The organism is Afifella pfennigii DSM 17143 (assembly GCF_000688515.1).
Classification (GTDB): domain Bacteria; phylum Pseudomonadota; class Alphaproteobacteria; order Rhizobiales; family Afifellaceae; genus Afifella; species Afifella pfennigii.
This window is the reverse complement of sequence record NZ_JHZK01000004.1, coordinates 139,747-163,588: the sequence shown is the minus strand read 5'-3', so window position 1 is coordinate 163,588 and position 23,842 is coordinate 139,747. Positions and strand designations below refer to the sequence as shown.

General features: G+C 68.9%; 18 protein-coding genes. 13 read left to right on the top strand and 5 right to left on the bottom strand.

The genetic code is table 11. From position 1 onward, the window contains the following. The first annotated feature begins 54 nt into the window (after nt 1–54). Nucleotides 55–330, top strand: coding sequence for a DUF6460 domain-containing protein (locus Q331_RS0105410; protein ID WP_026379845.1), 276 nt, complete (start codon nt 55–57; stop codon nt 328–330). A 60-nt stretch (nt 331–390) separates the two neighbouring features. After that, nucleotides 391–1,791, top strand: a complete 1,401-nt coding sequence (locus tag Q331_RS20120) for an MATE family efflux transporter (RefSeq protein WP_084174805.1) — start codon at nt 391–393, stop codon at nt 1,789–1,791. Here Q331_RS20120 and Q331_RS20115 read toward each other — a convergent pair. Continuing rightward, nucleotides 1,727–2,887 (bottom strand): quinone-dependent dihydroorotate dehydrogenase, encoded by a 1,161-nt coding sequence (locus tag Q331_RS20115; RefSeq protein WP_084174791.1) that lies wholly within the window; start codon nt 2,885–2,887, stop codon nt 1,727–1,729. The two genes, Q331_RS20120 and Q331_RS20115, sit on opposite strands and share 65 nt — an antisense overlap. After that, nucleotides 2,884–3,246, bottom strand: a complete 363-nt coding sequence (locus Q331_RS0105395; RefSeq protein ID WP_026379844.1) for a DUF952 domain-containing protein — start codon at nt 3,244–3,246, stop codon at nt 2,884–2,886. Before Q331_RS0105395 ends, Q331_RS20115 begins: the two co-directional genes overlap by 4 nt. Before the next feature lie 103 nt (nt 3,247–3,349). Here Q331_RS0105395 and Q331_RS0105390 point away from each other — a divergent pair, with 103 nt between their 5' ends. Next, nucleotides 3,350–3,871, top strand: coding sequence for a hypothetical protein (locus Q331_RS0105390; protein ID WP_156953265.1), 522 nt, complete (start codon nt 3,350–3,352; stop codon nt 3,869–3,871). A 77-nt stretch (nt 3,872–3,948) separates the two neighbouring features. After that, nucleotides 3,949–4,404 (top strand): secondary thiamine-phosphate synthase enzyme YjbQ, encoded by a 456-nt coding sequence (locus Q331_RS0105385; protein ID WP_026379842.1) that lies wholly within the window; start codon nt 3,949–3,951, stop codon nt 4,402–4,404. Nucleotides 4,405–4,447: 43 nt separating this feature from the next. Here Q331_RS0105385 and Q331_RS20110 read toward each other — a convergent pair whose 3' ends face one another. Further along, entirely contained in the window at nt 4,448–6,307 is a 1,860-nt protein-coding gene (locus Q331_RS20110) for a sodium:solute symporter family transporter (protein ID WP_034491108.1), read from the bottom strand. Nucleotides 6,308–6,606: 299 nt separating this feature from the next. Between Q331_RS20110 and Q331_RS0105370 the strand changes: the two genes are divergently transcribed. Beyond that, nucleotides 6,607–7,269 carry a response regulator gene (locus tag Q331_RS0105370; protein WP_026379840.1) on the top strand — a complete coding sequence of 221 codons (663 nt, stop codon included), beginning with the start codon at nt 6,607–6,609 and terminating at the stop codon, nt 7,267–7,269. A gap of 3 nt (nt 7,270–7,272) precedes the next feature. Here Q331_RS0105370 and Q331_RS0105365 read toward each other — a convergent pair whose 3' ends face one another. Beyond that, on the bottom strand, nt 7,273–10,773 hold the full coding sequence (locus tag Q331_RS0105365) for a PAS domain-containing hybrid sensor histidine kinase/response regulator (RefSeq protein WP_026379839.1): 3,501 nt from the start codon (nt 10,771–10,773) through the stop codon (nt 7,273–7,275). A gap of 192 nt (nt 10,774–10,965) precedes the next feature. On the opposite strand from Q331_RS0105365, the gene Q331_RS0105360 reads away from it, so the two are divergent. From Q331_RS0105360 to hrpB, 7 genes are all read left to right on the top strand, one after another. Continuing rightward, nucleotides 10,966–12,312, top strand: coding sequence for an aminotransferase class III-fold pyridoxal phosphate-dependent enzyme (locus Q331_RS0105360; protein WP_051630615.1), 1,347 nt, complete (start codon nt 10,966–10,968; stop codon nt 12,310–12,312). Nucleotides 12,313–12,349: 37 nt separating this feature from the next. Next, entirely contained in the window at nt 12,350–13,270 is a 921-nt protein-coding gene (locus Q331_RS0105355; RefSeq protein ID WP_084174789.1) for an SDR family NAD(P)-dependent oxidoreductase, read from the top strand. Between the two features lie 16 nt (nt 13,271–13,286). Beyond that, entirely contained in the window at nt 13,287–15,074 is a 1,788-nt protein-coding gene (ggt, locus tag Q331_RS0105350) for a gamma-glutamyltransferase (RefSeq protein WP_084174787.1), read from the top strand. A gap of 228 nt (nt 15,075–15,302) precedes the next feature. Beyond that, a complete protein-coding gene (locus Q331_RS0105345; protein WP_026379835.1) occupies nt 15,303–16,514 on the top strand; it encodes an ABC transporter substrate-binding protein in 1,212 nt (403 codons plus the stop codon). Continuing rightward, nucleotides 16,484–18,235, top strand: coding sequence for an ABC transporter permease (locus tag Q331_RS0105340; protein WP_245615513.1), 1,752 nt, complete (start codon nt 16,484–16,486; stop codon nt 18,233–18,235). The genes Q331_RS0105345 and Q331_RS0105340 overlap by 31 nt, the downstream gene beginning before the upstream one ends. Next, the gene (locus Q331_RS0105335; protein ID WP_026379833.1) at nt 18,232–18,894 is read left to right on the top strand and encodes an ATP-binding cassette domain-containing protein; all 663 of its coding nucleotides are present in this window, start codon (nt 18,232–18,234) and stop codon (nt 18,892–18,894) included. The genes Q331_RS0105340 and Q331_RS0105335 overlap by 4 nt, the downstream gene beginning before the upstream one ends. Further along, nucleotides 18,891–21,359: an ATP-dependent helicase HrpB gene (hrpB, locus tag Q331_RS0105330; RefSeq protein WP_026379832.1), complete on the top strand. Its 2,469-nt coding sequence runs from the start codon at nt 18,891–18,893 to the stop codon at nt 21,357–21,359. The genes Q331_RS0105335 and hrpB overlap by 4 nt, the downstream gene beginning before the upstream one ends. 219 nt (nt 21,360–21,578) lie before the next feature. Here hrpB and glk read toward each other — a convergent pair whose 3' ends face one another. After that, entirely contained in the window at nt 21,579–22,607 is a 1,029-nt protein-coding gene (glk, locus tag Q331_RS0105325) for a glucokinase (RefSeq protein WP_026379831.1), read from the bottom strand. A gap of 111 nt (nt 22,608–22,718) precedes the next feature. Here glk and Q331_RS0105320 point away from each other — a divergent pair, with 111 nt between their 5' ends. After that, complete coding sequence (locus tag Q331_RS0105320; RefSeq protein ID WP_026379830.1) at nt 22,719–23,744, top strand: BMP family lipoprotein; 1,026 nt, start codon at nt 22,719–22,721, stop codon at nt 23,742–23,744. Nucleotides 23,745–23,842: the final 98 nt, after the last annotated feature.

Sequence of the window (23,842 nt, the reverse complement as noted above, 5' to 3'; positions counted from 1 at the left end):
CCGCGGCGAAATGCCTAGCTCTGCCTGGCACCCGGACATGAAGGAGCAGGCAAGATGGCGGGTCCGGTAACACGCTTTCTCGGCGACAGCCCCTGGCGGGTGGCGCTGCGCCTCACCGTCCTGTCGGTCGTCGTCGGCATCGTCCTGTCGGCGCTGAACCTGCATCCGCTCGACCTTTATTTCTGGGCCGAGCGCGCCGCCATGCGGCTCTACCGGATGGGCTTCGCCATCTTCGAGGACGCCTTCACCTATTTCCTCTTCGGCGCTCTCATCGTCGTGCCGGTTTTCCTGCTGATGCGTCTTTTCGCGGTGATGGGCCGGCGCGACTGACCTAGGGTCTGGCTGCGAATTGGGCTTCGTCGCCGCCCGCTTTGGTGTATGGCCGTTGCCATGCAGGAGGAAAGCGCGGCGCGCCGGCAGGCTAATCTGACCGGCTCCGACAGGCCCGACGACAGAGGCCTCGCTCGCGGCTTTACCGTCACCCACCGGCTGGTGCTTTCCATCGCCGTGCCGATGACGCTCGCCTATCTTTCCGTCCCGCTCGTCGGCCTCGTCGATACGGGGGTCATCGGCCAGCTCGGCGATGCCGAGCTCATCGGCGGCATCGCCGTCGGCGCCATCATCCTCGATGTCGTCTTCACCACCTTCAATTTCCTGCGCTCCGGCACCACCGGTCTGACGGCGCAGGCCTTCGGCGCCGGCGACCGCAAGGAGGAGCAGGCGGTGCTGGTCCGCGCCCTCCTCATCGCGCTTGTGGCGGGGCTTGCCGTCATCGCCCTGCAATGGCCGCTCACCCGTCTCGGCATTCTCGCCATGAACGTTGCGCCGGGCGTTGCGGAGGCGACCGCAGCCTATCTTTTCGTGCGCATCTGGGCGGCGCCCTTCATGCTCGCCAACTACGCGCTGATCGGCTGGTTCCTCGGCATTGGCCGCCCGTTTCTGGTGCTTGGTTTCCAGACCGTCCTGGCGCTTTCCAACATCGGCCTGTCGCTTTATTTCGTGCTCGGCCTCGGCTGGGGGGTGAAGGGGGTCGCCGGCGCCTCCGTCATCGCCGAGATGCTCACCTTCCTCGTTAGCCTGCCCTTCGTCTGGCCGCATGTGAGCGGGGCGGCGCGGCCATCGCGAAAGCGCGTCTTCGACAGGCAAGGCTTCCTCAGGATCGCCGTCGTCAATCGCGACATCATGATCCGCTCCTTCTCGCTTCTCTTCGCCTTCGCCTTCTTCACCCGCCAGGGCGCCGCGCTCGGCTCCCTCGTCCTCGCCGCCAACGCGCTGCTGATGCATTTCTTCTTGTTCGCCGGTTATTTTCTCGACGGCTTCGCCACCGCCGCCGAGCAACTCGTCGGCCGTTCCGTCGGCGCGCGGCACCGCCCGGCCTTCGATGCCTCGGTGCGCCTCACCCTCCTTTGGGGCTTCGTCCTCGCCCTTGGCCTGGCGACCGTCTATCTTCTTGCCGGCGGCCCGCTCATCGATCTGATGACGACATCGCCGGAACTGCGCGAAACGGCGCGCCGCTATCTGCCCTGGGCGTGCCTGACGCCGCTTGCCGGCGTCCTCGCCTTCCAGATGGACGGGGTTTTCATCGGCGCCACCTGGTCGCGCGACATGCGCAACATGATGCTCGCCTCGCTCGCCGTCTTCGTCGCCGCCTGCTACGCGCTCGTCCCCGCTTTCGGCAATGACGGCCTGTGGCTGGCGCTTCTTCTGCTGCTGGGCTTGCGCGGCCTCACGCTCTCCTGGCGCCTGCCCACCAGGCGCGCCGAGGTCTTTGGGCCGGCTCCGGCCCGCTAGGCTCCGGAACATCCTCTTCCGCCGCCCAGCCGGCGACCCAGCGCGCGTTCTCGATGCTTTTCGCCTCGCCGATATGGCGGAAATTGCGCTTGTCGAGTTCCCTCACGAGGCCGGCCTTGATGGTGTTCGCCAGCCGCGGTCCCTCGTAGACGAGGCCGGTATAGAGCTGCACCAGATCGGCGCCGGCGACGATCTTCATCCAGGCCGAATGCGCGTCGTGAATGCCGCCGACGCCGATGATCGGCAGGTTCGGGCCGGCGAGCTGGCGCGCCCGTGCCAGCATCGAGGTGGAGGTCTCAAGCAGCGGCAGGCCGGAGAGCCCGCCTTCCTCGCGCGCCAGCCTCTCCGCCTTCAGCGGCGGCCGGGCGATCGTGGTGTTGGCGATGATGAGCCCGTTGCCGCCCATATCGACGACCGTCTTCACCAGCATGGCGAGCTCGCGGTCGCTGAGATCGGGGGCGATCTTGATGAGAAGCGGCAGGCGGCGGCTGCCTTGCACGCTCTCGCGCGCCTCCAGGCAGCGACCGAGCAGGCGGTTGAACTGGCCGGCCGATTGCAGGTCGCGCAGCCCGGGCGTGTTGGGTGAGGAGATGTTGATGGTCAGCCAGCTGGCGAGATCGGCGAAGCGCTTGATGCCGGCGACATAGTCGGCGACCGGATCCTCCACGCCGCGATTGGCGCCGATATTGACGCCGACGAGGCCGCCCCGGCCGCGCCGCTCCTCCAGCCTGCGCGCCACCACCTCGTGGCCGTCGTTGTTGAACCCCATCCGGTTGATGATCGCCCGGTCGGCGACGAGCCGGAACAGCCGCGGCAGCGGGTTGCCGCGCTGCGGCTTCGGCGTCACCGTGCCGATCTCCACCGAGCCGAAGCCGAGCGCCAAGAGGGCGTCGACCGCCTCCGCGTTCTTGTCGAAGCCGGCCGCCAGCCCGACCGGGTTGGGAAAGGCGAGGCCGAAGAGATTGACGCTCAGCCGCGCATGGCCCTCCCGGCGCATGCGGCGCGGGGCGCGAAGCAGCATGCGCATGGCCAGATGATGCGCTGTCTCGGGGGGCAGGAGGCGCAGCGCCGCCGCCGCCATCTGGTCGATGCTCATGCTCTTGCCGCCCGCCCCAGCCCTGCCGGCATGCGATGGGTGCCGTCTTCGTTCAGCGGCAGCTCCTCTACCCAGGCGAGCGCCGAGAGCGGCATGGGCGCATAAAGATGGGGAAAGAGCGCGCCGCCGCGCGAGGGCTCCCATCTCAGTCTCTCGCCGAGCGGCGCGGTGCGCACGGCGATGAGCAGCAGCTCCTCTTGGCCGGCAAAGTGCTTTCTCGCCGTCTCCGCCACCTGTTCGGCGGTGGAGAAATGGATGAAGCCGTCCTTCTCGTCGACCGGTGCGCCGCGAAAGACGCCTTCTGCCTCGGCCTCGCGCCAAAGCGCCTTTGGCGCTATCTTGAAAATGAGTTCATGCATGTCGCGCCGATGATAGCGATGCTGCGGCGCACGGAAAGCCGCACCGGCACGCAAGCATGCGATTTCAACACGCAAGCCGCCTTAGCCGGCAGGGGAACGGGAAATGCGCCGATTGTGGATGGGCGGTCTGATCTTGGCTCTCGGCATGGGCCCTGCTCTTGCCGCCGACCTGGTGGAAACCGGCCGCTACGTCTTCGTGGCCGTGGAGGGCGGGGCGCTGAGGCTCGACAAAGAGAGCGGCGAGGTCTCCCGCTGCGCCGAGGAGGAAGGGCGCATGCTCTGCCGTCTCGTCCCCGACGACCGGCTTGCCTATGCGGCGAAGATCGAACGCCTCGACGAGCGGCTCCTGGCCGTGGAGGCGCGGCTGGCCCGCCTGGAGGAAGAGGCTGTTGCGCCGGCGCCGGCTGAGCCCGTTCCGGACGCTGGCGAGGGCCCCGGGCCGGAACTCGGCGGCGAGGCGGAAACGGAATCTGAGGAAGGCGCGGAGCCGGAGCCGCCGGCCGCGCTGAGCCAGGAGGAAGAGGAGGAACTCGACCGCTTCCTCGCCCTCACCGATAAGGTGATGCGCCGCTTCTTCGGGCTGGTGCAGGAGCTGAAGCGCGATTTTGAGAAGGATCAGCTGTGAGGCGGATCGGCGCAGCCGAGGAAGCCCTCGCCTTGTGAAGCTTGCCTTGGCATGGCCGCCGTGCTGCTCTTCGCGCCATGTCCGTCAGTTCCGAGGTCACGCATGAGGTCGCGCTGTCGCGCATGGTCAAGGGCATCATGCGCGTTCACACTGCGGGCGAGGGCTTCGTCGACATCACCCATGCGCTGAAGCGCTGGCTTCGCGAGGCCGGCGGCCGCGACGGGCTGCTTCTGCTGTTTCTGCGCCATACCTCCGCCTCGCTGACCATTCAGGAGAACGCCGATCCGGCCGTGCAGGCCGATCTCTTGACGGCGCTCGACCGTCTGGCGCCCCAGGATATCGGCTGGATTCACGCCACCGAGGGGCCGGACGACATGCCCGCCCATATCCGTGCCATGCTCACCGATGTCTCGCTCGCCCTGCCGGTGGAGGCCGGCCGGCTTGCTCTCGGCACCTGGCAGGGCGTCTATCTGGTGGAGCATCGGGCGCGGCCGCATCACCGCGCCCTCGATCTCGTCTATCTCGGCGCCTGAAAGGCGGAGCGCTTCACGCCTCAGGGAAGTTTTTTCTGACGGTTCAGCTCGTCTCCTCGAGCGAGGAGATTTTCAGCTTCTTGCGCCGCCGCCTTGTCCACGACAGGGCGCGCTGCGGCAGCATCTGGGCAACCACGAGGACGGCGAGGGAGGCGGCAAGTGCCACGAACACGCCGGCGCCGGAGGGAATGCCGGCCTCCGCCAGGCCTTGAAGGGCGAAGGGCTGCCATTCATCGCCGCTGGCGGGGAGAAGATCGGCGCCGTAATGCTCCGCCACGAAGAGCGTCAGCATGGTGGCGCTGCCCGCCAGCATGGAGGCCAGCACCGGCAGGGCCTTCAGGCTTGGCCGCAACGCCCCCGCAAGGAGCGCCGGCCCGATACCGGCCGCCAGAAGGCCGAGCGCCAGAAAGGCTATGCCGAAAAGGTCGTGCCCCGGCTGGTTCGCCCACATCGCGGCCAGGGTGATGGCAACCAGCATTGTCAGCCTCGCCGCCAGGAGCCGCTTGCCCATCGGCGCGCGCGGCGCGATCAGGCTGTGCTGCAGATCGTGGCTTGCCGTGCTGGTGAGCGACGTCAAGAGGCCGCTGGCGGTGGAGAGCGCCGCCGACAGCGCTCCCACGAAGACGAGCGCGCTGAGAACGAAGGAAAGTCCGGCCCGTTCGGCAAAGCGGATCACCGTCGCCTCGCCGGCAAGGTCGATATCGGCGAGCGAGACGCCGGTGATGTCGGCGCGCCCGCCGCAGGCCGCCAGGATCGCGTCCGGGGAGACCGCCGGCGTCCCGCATATGACGAGATAGCCAGCCTCGCCATGCAGGAAGGCCCAATCGGGCAGTTCGGCGAGCGGCACGCCGACGAGGCCTTCCACCTGGGTGAGGAAGGTCAGCGCCGCATAGGCCGGGGCGGTGATGATGAGAAGGCCGGCGAAGAGAAGCATCCAGCGTCCCGTCCGCCGCGCGCTCGCCACCGAGGGGGCTGTCAGATAACGCTCCAGCACATGCGGCAGGGCCAGGCTGAGGAGGGCGGCGAGGAGCGCCATGGCGGCGAGCTCCGATGGGGCGAAGCGGCCGAAGATCGCCTGGCCTTCGACAAGGCCGGCAAGGTCCGCATCAGCGGCGGCGAGGCTCTCAAGACGGCTTTGCGCCTCCGCCATCGCCAGCTGCGGCAGCGGCCAGCCGAAGCGCTCGATCGCCACCATGATCGCCGGCACCAGAAAGGCCGCCGCCATGACGAGATATTGCGCCACCTGCGTCCAGGTCGCCCCGCGCATGCCCCCCGGCAACAGCATCAGCCCCAGAAGCAGGGCGCCCGCCGTCACGCTCCAGGCGCGCGGCACGGCGAGCACGGCGGCGGTGATCTCGGCGATGCCGGTCAAGACCACGGCGAAGAGCATGAAGGAGGCGGCGATGACGAGGAGAGAGGCGGCCAGCCGCACCGATGGGCTGCCGGTGCGCCTGGCGAGGAAGTCGGCCGTGGTGACGGCCTCCGCCCGGCGCAGCGGCGCGGCGAGCAAGAGCGCGCCGGCGCCAAGGCCGATACCGGCGCCGAGCCCGAGCGCAAAGGCGCCCCGTCCCCATTCGGCGAACAGGCCCGCATAGAGTAGGAACCAGGCTGCGGAGAGAAAGGCGGCGGCCGCCGCCATGCCGTTGTAGCCGGCCGGCACGGCGAGCCCGGCGAGCAGGAAGCGCACCGATTGCGTGCTGCCGGCGACGAGCCCGATGCCGGCATAGGCGGCAAGCGTCGTCGCCAGGATGGCAAGGCCCACGAGGGGCTGCGGCACGCCGAGCTCCTCCAGTGCCACCAGGAGCAGGACGAGGCCGGCAAGCAACGCCACGAACAGGCCCCAGACGGTGCGCGGATGGGCGGCGAAGACGTCCGAATCGATGGAGGAAGGGAGCTGGCTCATGCCTCAATGCCTCTTGAGCGGGGAAACGGGCCCGCGGCGTCGCGCGTCATCGGGCGGCCTTTCCCGGCCATTGGCGTGCGCGCAAGCCATCGCCCCGCGATCGACGGTTTCGCAAACCGGGCGCGTTGAGGTTAAATGGCCTCCCGAAAGAGGGGATTTTCAGCTTCCGAGGCATTCTTTGCGCTTCACCAGGCGCGATATCAGGTTATGAACAGGTTTGATGCAACGCCTTTTTCTCCAATTCCGCTCCGCCGTCCCGGCATTGGCGCGAGCCCAAGCGAGCCGCCTAGGGTGACGGTTTGAGCGATCGACTGCTTTTCGTCATCGCCGACGACCATCCGCTCTTCCGCAACGCCTTGCGCAGCGCGATCGAGGCGGCCTTTGACGACGTGGACATCGTCGAGGCCGGCGCGCTCGACGAGCTTGCCGCCGCGCTCGACCGGATCGGCGAGCCCGACATCGTGCTCTTCGACCTGAAGATGCCGGGTGCGCGCGGCTTCTCCGGGCTGATGTATCTGCGCGGCCAGTATCCGGCGGCGCCCATATGCATCATCTCGGCGATGGACGACCCGGCGACCATCCGCAACGCCATCGGTCTCGGCGCATCCGGCTTTATCTCCAAATCGGCCTCGCTGGAGACCATCTCGGAGGCGATCCGCACCGTGTTGCGCGGCGAGAGCTGGGTGCCGGCCGATCTCATCGACGATGAGACCGACCGCGAGACGGGTGAGCTTCTGGAGCGGCTGAGAAGCCTGACGCCGCAGCAGGTGCGTGTTCTGATGATGCTCGGCGAGGGGCTTCTCAACAAGCAGATCGCCTATGAGCTCGGCGTCTCGGAGGCGACGGTCAAGGCGCATGTCTCCGCCATCCTGCAGAAGCTCGGCGTGGAGAACCGCACCAAGGCGGTGCTGGCGGCCGGGCGCATCGAGACCGGCGAATGGCGCGGCGCGATCGAGGAGTAGCGACTACTCCGCCGCCACGTTCGACGGCGTCCATTGCGCCATCAGGGCGCGCAGGGCGGCCGGCTTCAGCGGCTTGTTGAGGATTTTCACCCCGGCCTTGGCGGCAAGGTTGCGCACCTCCTCCGAACGGTCGGCGGTGATCAGGATCGCCGGCACGGTGCGCCCCAGGAGCCAGCGGATATCGGTGACGGCGGAAAGCCCGTTCTCCTCGTCGAGATGATAGTCGACCAGCAGCAGGTCGGGGCGAAGCTTCGTCTCGCGCAGGATGGTGATGGCCGCGCGCGTGCTCGTGGCGGTCACCGGCTGCGAGCCCCAGCCGGCAAGCAGCGCCTCCATGCCTGCGAGGATCTTGGCGTCGTTGTCGATGCAAAGCACGGTAAGGCCGGAAACGGCGCCGGGCGGCAGCGCGGGCGCGACGCTCTCTGCATGCTCGCCGGGCACGGAGATCGCCTGTGGCACGCTGAGGCAAAAATGCGTGCCGCGCCCGACCTTGGAGCGCAGGCGCACATCCGCGCCCAGGACGCGGGCGAGCCGCTGGACGATGGAAAGCCCGAGCCCGAGGCCCTGGGCGACGCGCGCTCCCGCGTCCAGGCGGCGGAACTCCTGATAGATCACCGCCTGATCGGCGGCCGAGATGCCGATGCCGGTATCCAGGATTTCGATGGAGACGATGCCGCGCTTGCGCCGGCAGCCGACGACGACGCGCCCCGAGGCGCAGTATTTGATGGCGTTGGAGACGAGGTTCCTGAGAAGGCGGCCGAGAAGGGAAGGGTCGCTCGTGACCGACAGCGATGTCGGCAGGACACGGAAATCCAGACCCTTTTCGCGGGCCAGCGGCTCGAATTCCACGCGGATCTGGTCGAACAGCTTCTGCAGGCGGAAGGCGCGGATCTCCGGCGTGATGGCGCCGGTGTCGAGCCGCGACAGGTCGAGGACGGCGCGGAAGATCTCCTCCACCGTGTCGAGGGAGGCTTCCATGTCGCGCACCAGCGGCTCGCTCTGTTGCCCCTTGGTCCGCTCGGCGAGGGCCGTCGCGTAAAGCCGCGCCGCGTTCAGCGGCTGCAGGATGTCGTGGCCGGCGGCGGCGATGAAGCGGGTCTTGCCGATATTGGCCTCTTCGGCGGCCGCGCTCGCCTTCTTCAGCTCCTCGTTGATGCGCATCAATTCGGCCGTGCGCTCTTCCACGCGCCGCTCCAGGCTCGATTTCGCCTGTTCCAGGGCCGCCTTGCTTTCCGCCTCCTCCGTCACGTCGGAGAAGGTGAGGGCAACGCCGCCATCGGACATGCGCCGCGCCTCCACGCGGATGACGGCGCCGCTCGCCGGATGGCGCGCCACATAGGGCTCCAGCCTCGTCACCAGCGAATGCATGCGCTCGTCGGCGAGCGGCTCCGCCTCGCCCTCGCCGAAATAGCCGGTGCGCGCCGTCTGCCTGAGGACGTCGCGCAGCGACACGCCCACCTGGCCGAACTGGATGGGCAGATGCAGGATCTGCCGGAAGGGCCTGTTCCAGGCGATCAGCGACAGGTCGCGGTCGAAGACGGCGATGCCCTGGCGCATATGGTCCAGCACGCTCTGCAGAAGGTCGCGGTTGTAGTGCAGCGCCTCCGTGGCGTCGTCGAGAAGCTGGTGGGCGACGCGCGTGGAAGGGTCGTCGCGGTTGAGCAGCAGCGTCATCACCAGCCGCGAGGAGGCCGCGCCGATGGCGGAGGCCAGAAGCTGCTCGGCGAAGCGCACCGCATGATGGTCGACGGGCGAGCGCAATTGCGCCGAGCGGCCGGTGGCGCGCTCCATATTGGCGAAGGAGCGCTCGGTCCGCTCCTGGCCGAGATAGCGGGCGACGGTTTCCTTGAGGTCGCCGTAGCTGACATTGGTGCGCAGCGGCCGCACGGTCGGCGAGGGGCTCATCTCCGATGGCACGAAAACCTTGGCCTGCAGGCGTTCGATAGGTTCCGGCTGCCGCGCCAGGGAGATGCCGACCATCACCAGGCAATTGACGAGAAGGCTCCAGAAGACGCCGTGCGAGAGCGGGTCAAGATTGAGGTGGAAGATGCTTTGCGGGCGCAGCGCCTCGATGCCGAAGGGGCCCGGATTGAGGAAACCCGCACCGATGAGGCCGGCCTGGGCGAAGGTCGGCAGAAGCAGGGTGTAGGTCCATACCGCGAGCCCGCTCGTCATGCCGGCGATCGCCCCGCGCGCGGTCAGGTGCCGCGAGACGAGCCCGCCGAAGAAGGCCGGCGCGAGCTGGGCGACGGCGGCGAAGGCGAGAAGCCCGATGGAGGCGAGCGCCGCCGTGCCGGCCGCGCGATAGTAGAAATAGCTGCATAGGAGGATGACGGTGATGGCGATGCGCCGCACCGTCAGGATGAAGCGCGTCATGTCCGCCCGTTGGCGCGTGCGTCGCCGCTTCACATAGGCCGGCAGGACGAGTTCGTTGGAGATCATGATGGCGAGCGCCACGCTCGCCACGATGACCATGGCGGTGGCCGCCGACAGCCCGCCGATGAAGACGATGAGCGCCACGATGGGGAAATTGGCGCGGTGCGGCAATTCCAGCACGAAGAGGTCGGCATCGACGGAATCGCCGAAGGCGATGAGGCCGGCGACCGCGATCGGCACGACGAAGATGTTGATGGCCACGAGATAGGCCGGGAACAGCCAGCGCGCCCGCTCCAGCTCGCCGAGCGTGTTGTTCTCGACCACGGTGATGTGGAACTGGCGCGGCAGCAGGATGGCGGCCGTGAAGGCGATCATGGTCATGGCGACCCATTCGCCCCCGGCCGAGCCGGTCGCCAGCATCTCTCGCACCTTCTCGCTTTCCATCGCCATCTGGTAGAGCTCGCCCGGCCCGCCGAAGAGCCAGAAGACGACGAAGAAGCCGGCGAGCAGGAAGGCGAAGAGCTTGACCACGGCCTCCAGCGCCACGGCCAGCATCATGCCGTGCTGGTGTTCCGTCGCGTCGGCGTGGCGGGTGCCGAAGAGGATGGCGAAAAGGGCGAGGATGATGGCGACGATGAGCGCCACGTCGCCGAAGAAGGGAACGGTGGACCCGCCTTCCGAAAGCTCCGGCACCATGGTGAAGACGGAGGAGGAGATCGCCTTCAATTGCAGCGCCACGTAGGGGATGACGCCGATGACGGAAATCAGCGTGGCGACGACGGCGACCGCCTGGCTCTTGCCGTAGCGTGCCCCGAGGAAGTCGGCGATGGAGGTGATGCGCTCTTCCTTGGAGAGCCACACCACCCGCCTGAGGATCGGGTAGCCGAGCGTGAACATGACGATCGGCCCGATATAGATCGGCAGGAAGTCGACGCCCGAATGCGAGGCGAGCCCGACGGAGCCGAAGAAGGTCCACGACGTGCAGTAGACCGACAAGGCGAGAGCGTAGAGGTTCGGCCGCGCCGAGGCGCCGACGCGTTTCACCCGCCGGTCGCCGAAGGAGGCGACGGCAAAGAGCGCGCCGATATATAGGATGCCCGCCGCAACGGCGATCCAGCCGTTGGTCATGTCCCCTTCCTCAAGGGTTCCGGATCCTTGGGGCGCGGTGACGCCCGGCTTCGATCATAGTCGGGCCTTGCCGTTTGCGACAGGGGCACGGCGCCGGCGGCCTAGGATGCCCTTCGCCGCGGCCGGCTGGCCCAGTGGGCTCTGCCAATATGGTGAGTTGACGGGAAAAGCGGCCCGGTGCACGACTAAGCCATGAACGAGCAGTCACCTCCCGTCTTTTCGCGCAACCGGCCGGTCTCTTTGGAACGGCATTGGATGCCCTTCACCGCCAACCGCGACTTCCGTGCCTCGCCGCGCCTCATCGCCCGCGCCGAGGGCATGTATTATTACACGCCGGAGGAGCGGCCGATCCTCGATATGAGCGGGGCGCTTTGGTGCTCGCATCTCGGCCATGGGCGCAAGGAGGTCGGCGAGGCTATCGCCGCGCAGTTCCCGGTGCTCGATTTCGCCCCGAGCTTCGGCTTCGGACACACCATTGCCTTCGAGCTCGCCGACCGTCTCGTTTCCATCCTGCCCGATGGGCTCGATCACGTCCTCTTCACCAATTCCGGGTCGGAATCGGTCGATACCGCCATCAAGGTCGCCTATGCCTACCACCATGCCCGGGGGCAGGGCGGGCGCAAGAAGATCATCGGCCGCCAGAAGGGCTATCACGGCGTTGGCTTCGGTGGCGTGGCCGCAGGCGGCATCACCCCCAACCGCACCGCCTTCGGCGCCTGGCTGCCGGTCGACCATCTGCGCCACACGCATCTGCCGCAAAAGAACGCCTTCACCCGCGGCCTGCCGGAGCACGGCGCGGAGCTCGCCGAGGAGCTGGCCGAGCTTCTGGCTTTCCACGACCCCTCCACGGTGGCCGCCGTCATCGTGGAGCCGGTGATCGGCGCCGGCGGCGTCTATCTGCCGCCGAAGGGCTATCTTGAGCGCCTCAGGGAGATCTGCTCGGCCAACGGCGTCCTTCTCATCTTCGACGAGGTGATCACCGGCTTCGGTCGTCTCGGCTCGGCTTTCGCCGCGCAGGAATTTTCCGTCACCCCCGACATCCTCACCATGGCCAAGGGGCTTACCGCCGCCACCGTGCCGATGGGCGCCGTCGCCGTCGCTGGCCATGTCCACGATGCGGTGATGGAGGCGGGGCCTGAGGGCGGCGTGGAGCTCTTCCACGGCTATACCTATTCGGCCCATCCGCTCGCCTGCGCCGCCTCGCTCGCCTGTCTCGACATCTATGAGGGCGAGGGGCTCTTCACCCGGGCCGCGGGTCCGGCCGGCGAGGCGCTTGGCGAGGCGCTGTTCAGCCTCAAGGACCTGCCCGATGTCGTCGATATCCGCCATTACGGCCTCATCGGCGCCGTCGAGTTCAGCCCGGGCAAGAAGCCCGGCCAGCGCGGCGGCGCCGTCTTGAAGGCCGCCTGGGCGGAAGGGATGATGGTGCGTGCCCTCGGCGATACGGTGGCGGTGTCGCCGCCCCTCATCATCGAGGAGAAGCATATCGGCGAGTTTGCCGACAAGTTCCGTCGGGCCGCGACGAGCGCGCTCAGCTAGGGCGGCGCCGCCAAAGGCCTGCCGAAGGGAGGCGCAGATGAGCGAGAAGACGATCGAAAGGCCGGGCACCGGCCCGCAGGAAGGCGCCGAGGAGAACCGGCCGCCGGCCGAATGCCCGGCCCATGCCAAAGGCGCGCCCGCAAAGGGCGAGGCGCAGGCCGCTCCCGCGAGCGAGGCGCCGGCGGCCTGCCCGGTCGACCACGGCGCGCTGGCGCACGAGCCGAGCCTGAAGCCGGTCGTCGCCGTCACCGGCGCGAGCCGCGGCATCGGTCATGCCATCGTGCGCAAGTTCTACGACGAGAACTGGGAGGTCTACACCCTCTCGCGCACGCCCTTCTCGCATGTGTGCCCCTGGGCGGAAGGCTATGTCCGCCATATCGAGGTGAACCTTTCCGACGACCGCTCCATCCAATACGCCATCGATCAGCTGCGCGAGCGGGTCGGCGAGAAGGGGCTGACGGCGCTCATCAACAATGCCGGCATCTCGCCGAAGAACGACGAGGGCGGTCGCCTCAGCGCCATGGGCACGCCGCTGAAGATCTGGCAGGACGTGCACATGGTCAACTTCATCGCCCCAGCGCTTCTGGTGCAGGGGCTGAAGGACGCGCTCCTGCGCGGCAATGGCTCGGTCGTCAACATCACCTCCATCGCTGGCTCTCGCATCCATCCCTTCGCCGGCGCCGCCTACGCCACCTCCAAGGCGGCGCTCTCGGCGCTGACGCGCGAGCTCGCGCACGAGTTGGCCGCTTCCGGGATCCGGGTGAATGCCGTGGCGCCCGGCGAGATCTTGACCTCCATCCTCTCGCCCGGCACCGACGAGGTGGTGGAGCGCGAAGTGCCCATGCGCCGCATCGGCGACCCGAAGGAGGTGGCCGAGGTGGTGCACTTCCTCTGCTCGGGCGCCTCTTCCTATGTCATCGGCGCGGAAATCAACATCGACGGCGGCCAGCATCTCTAGCCGCTGGCCTCGCCCGATGACGGCCTTGCGCATCGGCGCTCTTTCGCTGGCGCGCGCGGCCGGCGCGCTCGCCGCGCTTGTCGTCTGTCTCGGCCTTGCCTTGCCCGTCGCGGCGCAGGAGCTGCGGCGACCGGCGCCGGAAGCGGCGACGCCGCTCGGCTCGACCCCCGCCGCTCCGGTTCGCGCCGAGGATTGGATGGTGGTCGCCGCCCATCCGCTCGCTGCCGAGACGGGCGCCGACATTCTGCGCCAGGGCGGCAGCGCCATCGACGCCATGGTCGCCGTGCAGCTCGTCCTCGGCCTGGTGGAGCCGCAATCCTCCGGTCTCGGCGGCGGCGCCTTCCTGCTTTACTGGGACGCGGCCGAGAACAAGCTGACCAGCCTCGACGGCCGCGAGACGGCGCCTTCGGCCGCAACGCCCGAGCTCTTCCTTGACGAGGACGGCGAGCCGCTCGGCTTCTTCGACGCCGTCATCGGCGGGCGCTCCGTCGGCGTGCCGGGCACGCCGCGGCTTCTGGAGGAGGCGCATCGCCGCTGGGGGCGGCTTGCCTGGGCGGAGCTCTTCCAGCCGGCCATCTTTCTTGCCCAGGAGGGCTTTTCCCCCTCGCCGCGGCTCCTCGCGCTCGCCGGCGAGGCGGCGGACAGCCTGTCGCGCCAGGAGACCGCCAAGACCTATTTCGTCGATACCTTGAGCGCCGTCGTGGCAGCGGGCGACAAATTGAAGAACCCCGCCTATGCGGCGACGCTGCGCACGCTGGCCGAGGAGGGCGCCGACGCCTTCTACGAGGGCGCCATCGCCGAGAGCATCGTCGCCGCCATTCGCCGCTTCGACGACAATCCGGGGCTCATGCGCCTTCAGGATCTCGCCGGCTACGAGGTGAAGGAGCGCGAGCCGGTCTGTATCGCCTATCGCGTCTACGAGGTCTGCGGCATGGGCCCGCCTTCCTCCGGCGGCGTCGCCGTCGGCCAGATCCTCGGCCTGCTTTCCCCCTTCGATCTCGCCGCCCTGGGGCATGAGAGCGCCGAGGCCTGGCGCCTCATCGGCGATGCGAGCCGCCTCGCCTTCGCCGATCGCGGCCGCTATCTCGCCGATACCGATTTCGTCCCGGCACCCATCAAGGGCCTCCTCGACCCCGACTATCTCGCCGCCCGCGCCGAGCTGCTTGAAGGCGGCACCCGGCTTGAGCAGGTGACGGCCGGCGAGCCGCAATGGGACCACGCGCTCCATTTCGCGCCGGGCGAGGCGCTGGAGCTGCCTTCCACCAGCCATTTCGTCATCATCGACGGCGCCGGCAACGTCGTCTCCATGACGACGACCATCGAGAACGGCTTCGGCTCGCGGCTGATGGTGCGCGGCTTCCTCCTCAACAACGAACTGACCGATTTCTCCTTCCGCACGCATCGCGACGGCGTGCCGGTGGCCAACCGGGTGGAGCCGGGCAAGCGGCCGCGCTCCTCCATGGCCCCGACCATCGTCTTTCAGGACGGCGAGCCGGTTCTGGCCCTCGGCTCGCCTGGCGGCAGCCGCATCATCCCCTATGTGGCGAAGACGCTCATCGCCATTCTCGATTGGGGCATGGATGTGCAGGAAGCCGTGGCCCTGCCGCATCTCGTCAACCGCACCGGCGTCTACGACGTGGAGGCCGGCACGCGGGCTGAGGATTTCATCGCCGCGCTCGGCCTTCTCGGCTACGAGGTCAATGTCCGCGATCTCAATTCCGGCCTGCATGCTCTCGCCATCGGCCCGGACGGGCTTTCCGGCGGCGCCGATCCGCGCCGCGAGGGCATCGCCATCGGCCGGTAGCGGCCTTGCCGGCTCACCCTTTTGTTGCTTGCCTGTGAGGCGCGCCGCAGTGTGAAAAAAGGGGCCGCCGGCTCCTCGCCTGGCGGGTAAGGCCATGCTGATGCGCGCGCCACCCTTCCCTTGAGGGGAAGGGCGGTCGCATAGGGCAATCGCGGCGTGGCACGGCACCTTGCTCTCCCCCTCCGGGGAGAGGAGTGGCGCGGGCTGCAACGCTCTTGGGGAAGGTCGATGCTGAGAATTGTCATTGCCGTTTTGGGGCTGATCTTCGCGACGCTCGCCCAGGCCGAGACGCCTGACCCGGCGAACTGGCAGGCCGTGCTGGAGGAGGCGAAGGGCGAGACCGTCTATTTCCACGCCTGGGGCGGCGAGCCGCGCATCAACGATTACATCGCCTGGGCCGGCGCCGAGCTGGAAGAACGGCACGGGGTGAAGGTCGTGCACGTGAAGGTCGCCGATGCCGCCGAGGTCGTCGCCAAGGTGATCGCCGAGAAGGCGGCCGGGCGCGAGGCGGGCGGCGCCGTCGATCTTGTCTGGATCAACGGCGAGAACTTCGCCGCGCTGAAGCGGGCGGGGCTCTTGCTGGACCGGCCCTGGGCGAGGCAACTGCCCAACTACGCCTATGTCGACGAGGCGGGCAAGCCGACCGTGCTCAGCGATTTCACCGTGCCGACCGATGGGCTGGAGGCGCCCTGGGGGATGGCCAAGCTCGTCTTCTTCCACGATACGGCGCGGCTTGCCGATCCGCCGCGCTCCATGGAGGCGCTGCTTCGCTGGGCAAAGGCCAATCCCGGCCGCTTCACCTATCCCCAGCCGCCCGATTTCCTCGGCTCCACCTTTCTGAAGCAGGCGCTCTACGAGCTGGCGCCGGACCCATCCGTCCTGCAGGCGCCGGTGAGCGAGGCGGCCTTTGAGGATGAGACCAAGCCGCTCTTTGCCTTCCTGGACGAGCTTTCCCCGCATCTGTGGCGCTCCGGCCGCGCCTATCCGCAAAATTACGGGGCGATGCGCCGGCTCCTGGCCGATGGCGAGGTGGATATCTCCTTCGCCTTCAACCCGGCCGACGCTTCGAGCGCCATCGCCAACGGCGAATTGCCCCAGACGGTGCGCAGCTTCGTGCCGGAGGCCGGCTCCATCGCCAACACGCATTTCGTGGCCATCCCCTTCAACGCCACCGCCAAGGCCGGCGCCATGGTGCTGGCGGATTTTTTCATGTCGCCCGAGGCGCAGGCAAGAAAGCAGGATCCGGAAATCTGGGGCGACCCGACGGTGCTCGACATTGAAGCCCTGCCGCGGGAGGACCGCGCCCGCTTTGCCGCGCTCGACCTAGGCATCGCCACCCTGCCGCCGGAAGAGCTCGGCAAGGCGCTGCCGGAGCCGCATCCGAGCTGGATGGAAAGGCTGGAGAAAGAATGGGCGCGCCGCTACGGAGCCGGGCAATAGCGGGCAGCGAAGGCGCGGCGACGCGGCGGGGCGGCTCGCGTCTCGTTCTCTTTCCGGCGGCGATCTTCGCCCTTCTCGTCGGCCCGGTGGCGGCGGGCCTTCTCGGCGCCGCCCTGCCGGCCTTCGGCTATCTGCCGGTGATTGGCGCCGAGCGCCTTTCCCTGGCGCCGTTTGAGGCGCTTTTCGCCATGCCGGGCATCTGGCGCTCCAGCCTGATAAGCCTGGCGGCCGGGCTCGGCACCACCTTCGTGGCGTTTCTCATCGTCGCCGCCTTCATCGCCGGCTGGCACGGCACCAGGCTCTTTCGCCGCCTTGCGCGCCTCGTCTCGCCGCTTCTGGCCGTGCCGCACGCCGCCGCCGCCTTCGGGCTCGCCTTTCTCATCGCCCCGTCCGGCCTCCTCCTGCGCGCCGTCTCGCCCTGGCCGAGCGGCTTTGAACGCCCGCCCGACTGGCTCATCGTCCACGACACCGCAGGTCTGGCGATGATGGCGGGGCTCATCGTCAAGGAGATTCCCTTTCTCTTCCTGATGGCGCTCGCCGCCCTGCCGCAGGCGGAAGCCGTGCCGCGGCTGAAGGCCGCCCGTGCCCTCGGCTATGGCCGCATGGCGGGCTTTGCCTTCGCCGTCCTGCCGGCGCTCTACCGCCAGCTGCGCCTGCCGGTCTTCGCCGTCATCGCCTATGCCAGCTCCGTCGTCGATGTCGCCCTCATCCTCGGCCCCACTTTGCCGGCCCCGCTCGCCGTGCGCATCCTGGAATGGCAGGCCGATCCGGACCTTTCCCTGCGCAGCGTCGCGGCGGCCGGCGCGCTGTTGCAGCTCGCCGTCACCGGCGCCGCCATTCTTCTCTGGTTGGCGCTGGAGCGGCTTCTCGCCGGCCTCGCCATGGCGGCGATGGCTGCGGGCTGGCGCTTTCGCGCCGACGAGCCGTTACGCTGTCTCGCCGCGGCGGCGATGGGCCTTGCCGTTTTCCTGGTCCTTGCCGGCATCGCCGCGCTGGCTCTGTGGTCTGTCGCCGGGCTGTGGACCTTCCCGAACCTCCTGCCTGCCGGCTTCACGCTCAGCGCATGGTCGCGGCTTGGCGAGGCTCTCGCGGTGCCGCTCGCCAATGCGCTCCTCATCGCCGCTCTGTCCTCCGCGCTCGCCGTCGCCCTCGCCCTCGGGGCGCTGGAATACGAAGTGCGGGCGGGGGTGACGCCGACCGTCCGCGCCCTTGTCGCGCTCTATCTGCCGCTTCTGGTGCCGCAGATCGCCTTCCTCTTCGGCCTCGACATCCTCTTCATCGCGCTACGCCTCGACGGCCGGCTTGTTGCCGTCGTCCTGTCTCATCTCGTCTTCGTCTTTCCCTATGTGCTCCTCTCGCTCGCCGATCCCTGGCGCGCCTTCGACCCGCGCTACCGGCAGATGGCAACGGGGCTCGGCCGTAGCGCCGACGCCTTCTTCTGGCGCGTGCGCCTGCCGATGCTCGCCCGCCCGGTCCTCACCGCCGCCGCGATCGGCTTTGCCGTCTCCATCGCCCTCTACCTGCCCACCATCCTCATCGGCGCCGGGCGCTGGCCGACCGTCACCACCGAGGCCGTGGCGCTTTCGGCCGGTGGCGATCCGCGCGCCATCGGCGCCACCGCGCTTCTTCAGGCGCTCCTGCCCTTCATCGGCTTTGCCCTCGCCGGGCTTCTGCCGGCCTTGCTTTTCCGCCGCCGCGCCGCCATGCGTGCGGTCGCATGAACGAGGCAAGCGGGAAGGGCCTTCATCTTGACCGGGTGGTGATCGGCCTCGCCGGAAGGGAGCTGCTCGCCCTTGACCGGTCGATCGCGCCGGGCAAGGTCTTGACGGTGATGGGCCCTTCCGGCTCGGGCAAGTCGACCTTGCTTGCCTTTCTCGCTGGCTTTCTGGACCCGGCCTTCACCGCGACGGGCCGCGTTCTGGTCGACGGCGAGGACGTCACCGACCTGCCGGCGCAGGAGCGGCATATGGGCCTGCTCTTCCAGGACCCGCTCCTGTTTCCGCACCTTTCGGTCGGCGGCAATCTCCTCTTCGGCCTCGATCCGGCGCTCCCCGGCCGGCATGCAAGGCGCAAGGCGGTGGAAGCCGCGCTCGCCGAGGTCGGCATGGAGGGCTTCTTTGACCGCGACCCGGCGACGCTTTCCGGCGGCCAGAAGGCGCGCATCGCCCTTTTGCGCACGCTCTTGTCGCGCCCGCGCGCTCTCCTTCTCGACGAGCCCTTCTCCAAGCTCGACGCCGGGATGAAGGACCAGGTGCGCGCCCTCGTCTTCGCCGAGGCGGCCAAGCGCGAGCTGCCCGTCCTTCTCGTCACCCACGACCCGCTCGACGCGGAGGCCGCCGGCGGGCCTCTCGTCGACCTTGCCGCCGGGAAGGCGACATGAGCGAGGCCCTGCCCGTCGAGGAGGCGCTGCCGGCGCTTTTTGCGGCGCTTGAAGAAAACCGCGCCGCCGTCCTGATCGCGCCGACCGGCGCCGGCAAGACCACCCGCGTGCCGCTGGCGCTCCTGGAGGCGGGACTGGCGGGAAAGGGGCGGATCCTCGTCGTGGAGCCGCGCCGGCTCGCCGCCCGCGCCGCCGCCGCCCGCATGGCGGCAAGCCTCGGCGAGGCGGTTGGCGCCACCGTCGGCTATCGCGTCAGAATGGAAGCGCGTGTTTCACGGCAAACACGCATCGAGCTTCTCACCGCCGGCGTCTTCCTCAGGATGATCGGCGAGGACCCGGAGCTTGAGGGCGTTGCCGCCATCCTCTTCGACGAGGTGCATGAGCGCTCGCTCGATGTCGATCTCGCCTTGGCGCTCGCCCTTGACGCAAGCGCGGCGCTGCGGCCGGACATGAAGCTTTGCGCCATGTCGGCGACGCTCGACGGGGCGCGTTTTTCCGCCCTTCTTGGCGCCGCGCCGGTGGTGGAAAGCGCCGGCCGCCTCTATCCGGTCGAAACGCGCTATCTCGGCGGCGCGCCCGGCCGGCGCATCGAGGAGCGCATGGAGGCGGCGATCCTGAAGGCTCTCGCCGAGGAGCCCGGCAGCCTCCTTGCCTTCCTGCCCGGCCAGGCGGAAATCCGCCGCCTCGCCGAGCGGCTGGCGCCTTCCTTGCCTTCCGATGTCGACCTTGCCCCGCTCTACGGCGCCATGGAGCTTGGCGACCAGGAGCGCGCCATCCGCCTAGCTGCCCCGGCAAGGCGCAAGCTGGTCCTTGCCACCTCCATCGCCGAGACCTCGCTGACCATCGAAGGCGTGCGCATCGTCGTCGATTGCGGCTTTACCCGCCGGCCGCGCTACGATGCGGGCGCCGGGCTGACGCGGCTTGAGACGGTGCGCGTCTCGCGCGCCGCCGCCGAGCAGCGGCGCGGCCGCGCCGGCCGTCTTGAGCCGGGCGTCTGCTACCGCCTCTGGGACGAGCCGCAAAATGCCGGTCTTGCGCCTTTCGACAGGCCGGAGATCCTGGAAGCGGAGCTCTCCGCCTTTGCCCTGGCGCTGCTTTCCTGGGGCGTTACGGACCCGAAGGAGCTCGCCTTTCTTGACCCGCCGCCCAGGGCGGCCTTCGCCGAGGCGCTGGCGCTGCTTTCGCGCCTTGGCGCCGTCGACGCCAAGGGCCTCTTGACCGCGCATGGCAGGGCGCTCGCCGCTTTCCCGCTCGCCCCGCGCCTGGCCCATATGCTGATTGCCGCCGCCCAGCGGGGCATGGGCGCGCAAGCCGCCGAGATCGCCGCCATCGTCTCCGAGCCGGGCCTTGCCGGCCGCGCCGCCGATCTCGGCGAGCGATTTCAGGTCTGGCGCGCCTCCCGTTCGCAGCGCATCGCCAAGGCGCGCCGGGCGGCCGGCGGCTGGGCGAAGCTCGCCGAAAAGGCGGCGGAGCAAGAGGGGGAGCAAGAAGCTCTTTCGCCAGGCGCTCTTCTCGCGCTCGCCTTCCCCGAACGGGTGGCGAAATCGCGCGGCGCCGGCGGCCGCTTCCTGCTCGCCAATGGCAGCGGCGCCTATCTCGATCCGGCAGAGCCGCTTGCCGCCGAGCCTTTCCTGGCCATCGCCGAGCTGTCGGGTGGCGGCGCCGATAGCCGCATCCTCCTGGCAGCCCCGATTGCCCGGGCCGAGATCGAGGCGCTTCTGCCGGTCGATGAGGAGGAAGAGCTTTCCTATGACGCGCGCGCCGACCGGGTCGCGGCGCGGCGGGTGCGCCGGCTCGGCGCCATCGAGCTTCTCGCCGAGCCGCTGAAGCGTTTCGACCGCGGCAAGGCGGCCGCCCTTCTCGCCGAAGCGGCGCTGCGGCGGGGGATCGACAAGCTTCCCTGGCCTCATGAGACGCTGTCGCTGCGCGCCCGCATCGCCTTCCTGCGCCGCTGCGAGGGCGCCTCGCAAGGCGGCCCCTGGCCCGACCTCTCCGACGCGGCGCTGGCGCAAAGCGTGGAGCGATGGCTGACGCCGGCGCTTGCCGGCAAGAACGCTCTCGCCGAGCTTTCCCCCGCCGACATGAAGAACGCGCTCGCCGCTCTCCTGCCCTGGGAGAGGATGGCCGAGCTCGACCGCCTCGCCCCGGCGCACTTCACCGCCCCTTCCGGGCGCACCGTGCCCATCGACTATGCCGGTGAGGTGCCGACCGTGGCGGTCTCGCCGCAGAACCTTTTCTCGCTGAAGACCCATCCCGCCATCCTCGCCGGCCAGGTGCCGCTCGCCTTTGAGCTGCTGTCGCCGGCCGGAAGGCCGATCCAGGTGACGCGCGATCTGCCGTCCTTCTGGCGCGGCTCCTGGCGCGAGGTGCGGGCCGAGATGCGCGGTCGCTACGTCAAGCACGACTGGCCGGAGGACCCGCTCTCCGCCGCGCCATTGACCGGGGCCAAGCGGCGCAAGGCGTAGAGGCGGCGAGGCTTGGCTGCCATGCGGTCCGCACGGGTGCCGATTGTCGACGTCGCCGCACTTGATCCGGCCATCCATTTCAAGGCCAGGCAGCCTGCAGAAGGAAAGTGGGGCTCGCCAAGCCGTTCCTTCTCGGCGATGCCTTCCCTGGCGACGGCGGAACGGCATCGATGCCAGGGTCGAGCCCTGGCATGACGACAATCCCGGGAGATCTCCCTCTCACGCCCGCCAGCGCCGCCTTTCCAAGGCCACGCCGAAACGCTCCGGTGCCCGCGCGAAGGCGGCGAGGCCCGTCAGCGCCGGGCGCGGCGCGGTGACGAGCCTTGTCGCGATCGTGCGCATCAACGCCTCGTGCGGCGCCTTGGCCTCGAAGGCCGCGCGGAAGGTGCCCGCCTTCAGGAGCGCGGCGATTTTCGGCGCGATGCCGCCGCCGAGGAAGACGCCGCCGCGCGCCATGAACAGAAGGGCGAAATCGCCGGCGAGCCGGCCTAGAAGCCCGCAATAAAGCCGCATCGTCTCCTCGGCGATGGCGTCGGTGCCGGCGAGCGCCGCCCCCGTCACCTCCTTCGGCCACACATGCACCGGCCGCGCGCCGTGTTCGGCGCACATCGCCCGGTAGAGCCGCACGATGCCGCGCCCGGCAAGCAGGAACTCCGCCGAGATACGCTCTGTCTCCCGCTCGATATGCGGCCAGAGCGCGAATTCCGCCCGCGTCTCCGGCCCCAGCGCCACATGCCCGCCCTCGCCGGGCACCGGTACCCACAGCCCGCCGAGTTGAAGAAGCCCGGCGACGCCGAGGCCGGTGCCGGGACCCAGCACCACCCGGTGGTCGTGCCCGGCCTCAAGGTCGGCGCCGATCGCCAGGCTCGTCATCTCCGTCTCCTCCAGCGCCGCGACGGCGAGCGCCTGCGCCTCGAAATCGTTGAGGAGGGCGATGTCGGTAATCCCGCTCGCCGCCATCACCGCGCGCGGCCTTACCACCCAATCGGCGTTGGTGAGGTCGACTTCATCGCCGTTAAGCGGCCCGGCGAGGGCCAGAATAGCCGAGCGCGGCCGCGTTTCGGTCTTTTCAGTGACCGCTGCGGTCATGGCGCTTTCGATATCGGCGAAGTCGCCGGTGCGCACCGGAGGGAGATGGATGAGCTCGCCCTGCCGGTCCTCAAGCAGGGCAAAGCGCGCATTGGTGCCCCCGATATCGGCGAGGAGAACGGGAAAGGCGAAGGCTTCCGTCAGCGAGGAAAGGGTCATCTGAGAGCGGTGTCTGGAGCCGACGAAAGGTGGTGCAACGCCGCCCGGCCCGTGTCAATCTCGCCGCACCCGGCCGGCGCCAAGACCGGCCTTGCTGAAGAGGAGAACAGGATGCGTCTTTCCCGCTTCGCCGCTTTCGCCCTCGCCGCCCTTGCTCTGGCGCTTCCGGCCGGTGCCGCTTCGGCCCAGGACGAGCTCAGTCCCGCCATCGTCTACGATCTCGGCGGCAAGTTCGACAAGAGCTTCAACGAGGCGGCCTATCGCGGCGCCGAGCGCTTCAAGGAGGAGACCGGCACCGATTATCGCGATTTTGAGCTGCAGAACGATTCCCAGCGCGAGCAGGCGCTGCGCCGCTTCGCCCAGCGCGGCATGAACCCGGTCATCGGCATCGGTTTCTCGCAGGCCCAGGCGATCGAGAAGGTGGCGGAGGAATTCCCCGAGACCAGGTTCGCCATCATCGACATGGTGGTGGAAAAGCCCAATGTCCGCTCCATCGTCTTTAAGGAGCATGAGGGCTCCTATCTCGTCGGCATGCTCGCCGCGATGGCCTCCGAGACCGGCAAGATCGGCTTTGTCGGCGGCATGGATATCCCGCTCATCAGGAAGTTCGCCTGCGGCTATGTGGAAGGCGCCAAGGCGGTCAATCCCGATATCGAGATCTACCAGAACATGACCGGCACGACGGGCGCCGCCTGGAACGACCCGGTGAAGGGTGGCGAACTCGCCAAGAGCCAGTTCGACCGCGGCGCCGACGTCGTCTACCACGCCGCCGGTGGCACCGGCATCGGCGTCCTGCAGGCCGCGGCCGACGAGGGCAAGCTCGGCATCGGCGTCGATTCCAACCAGAACATGCTGCATCCGGGCGCCGTTCTGACCTCCATGGTCAAGCGCGTCGACAACGCCGTCTACGACGCCTTCGAGGACGTGAAGAACGGCGTTGCCATGCAGGAATGGGCGGGCGTGGAAGTGCTCGGCCTTGCCGAGGACGGCGTCGGCTGGTCGCTCGACGAGCACAACGCGCCGCTGATCTCCGAGGAGATGAAGGCGCGCGTCGAGGAGGCGTCCGAAAAGATCAAGTCGGGCGAGATCGAAGTCCACGACTATATGTCCGACGATACCTGCCCGGCGACGATGTGAGGCGCCCCGCGCCGCGGCGGCGGCGCTTGAGGAAAGTGAGCCCCGGCCGCGGTCGGGGCGCTTGGCATGGTGGCGCGCGGCCGGCTATGGCGGGCAAA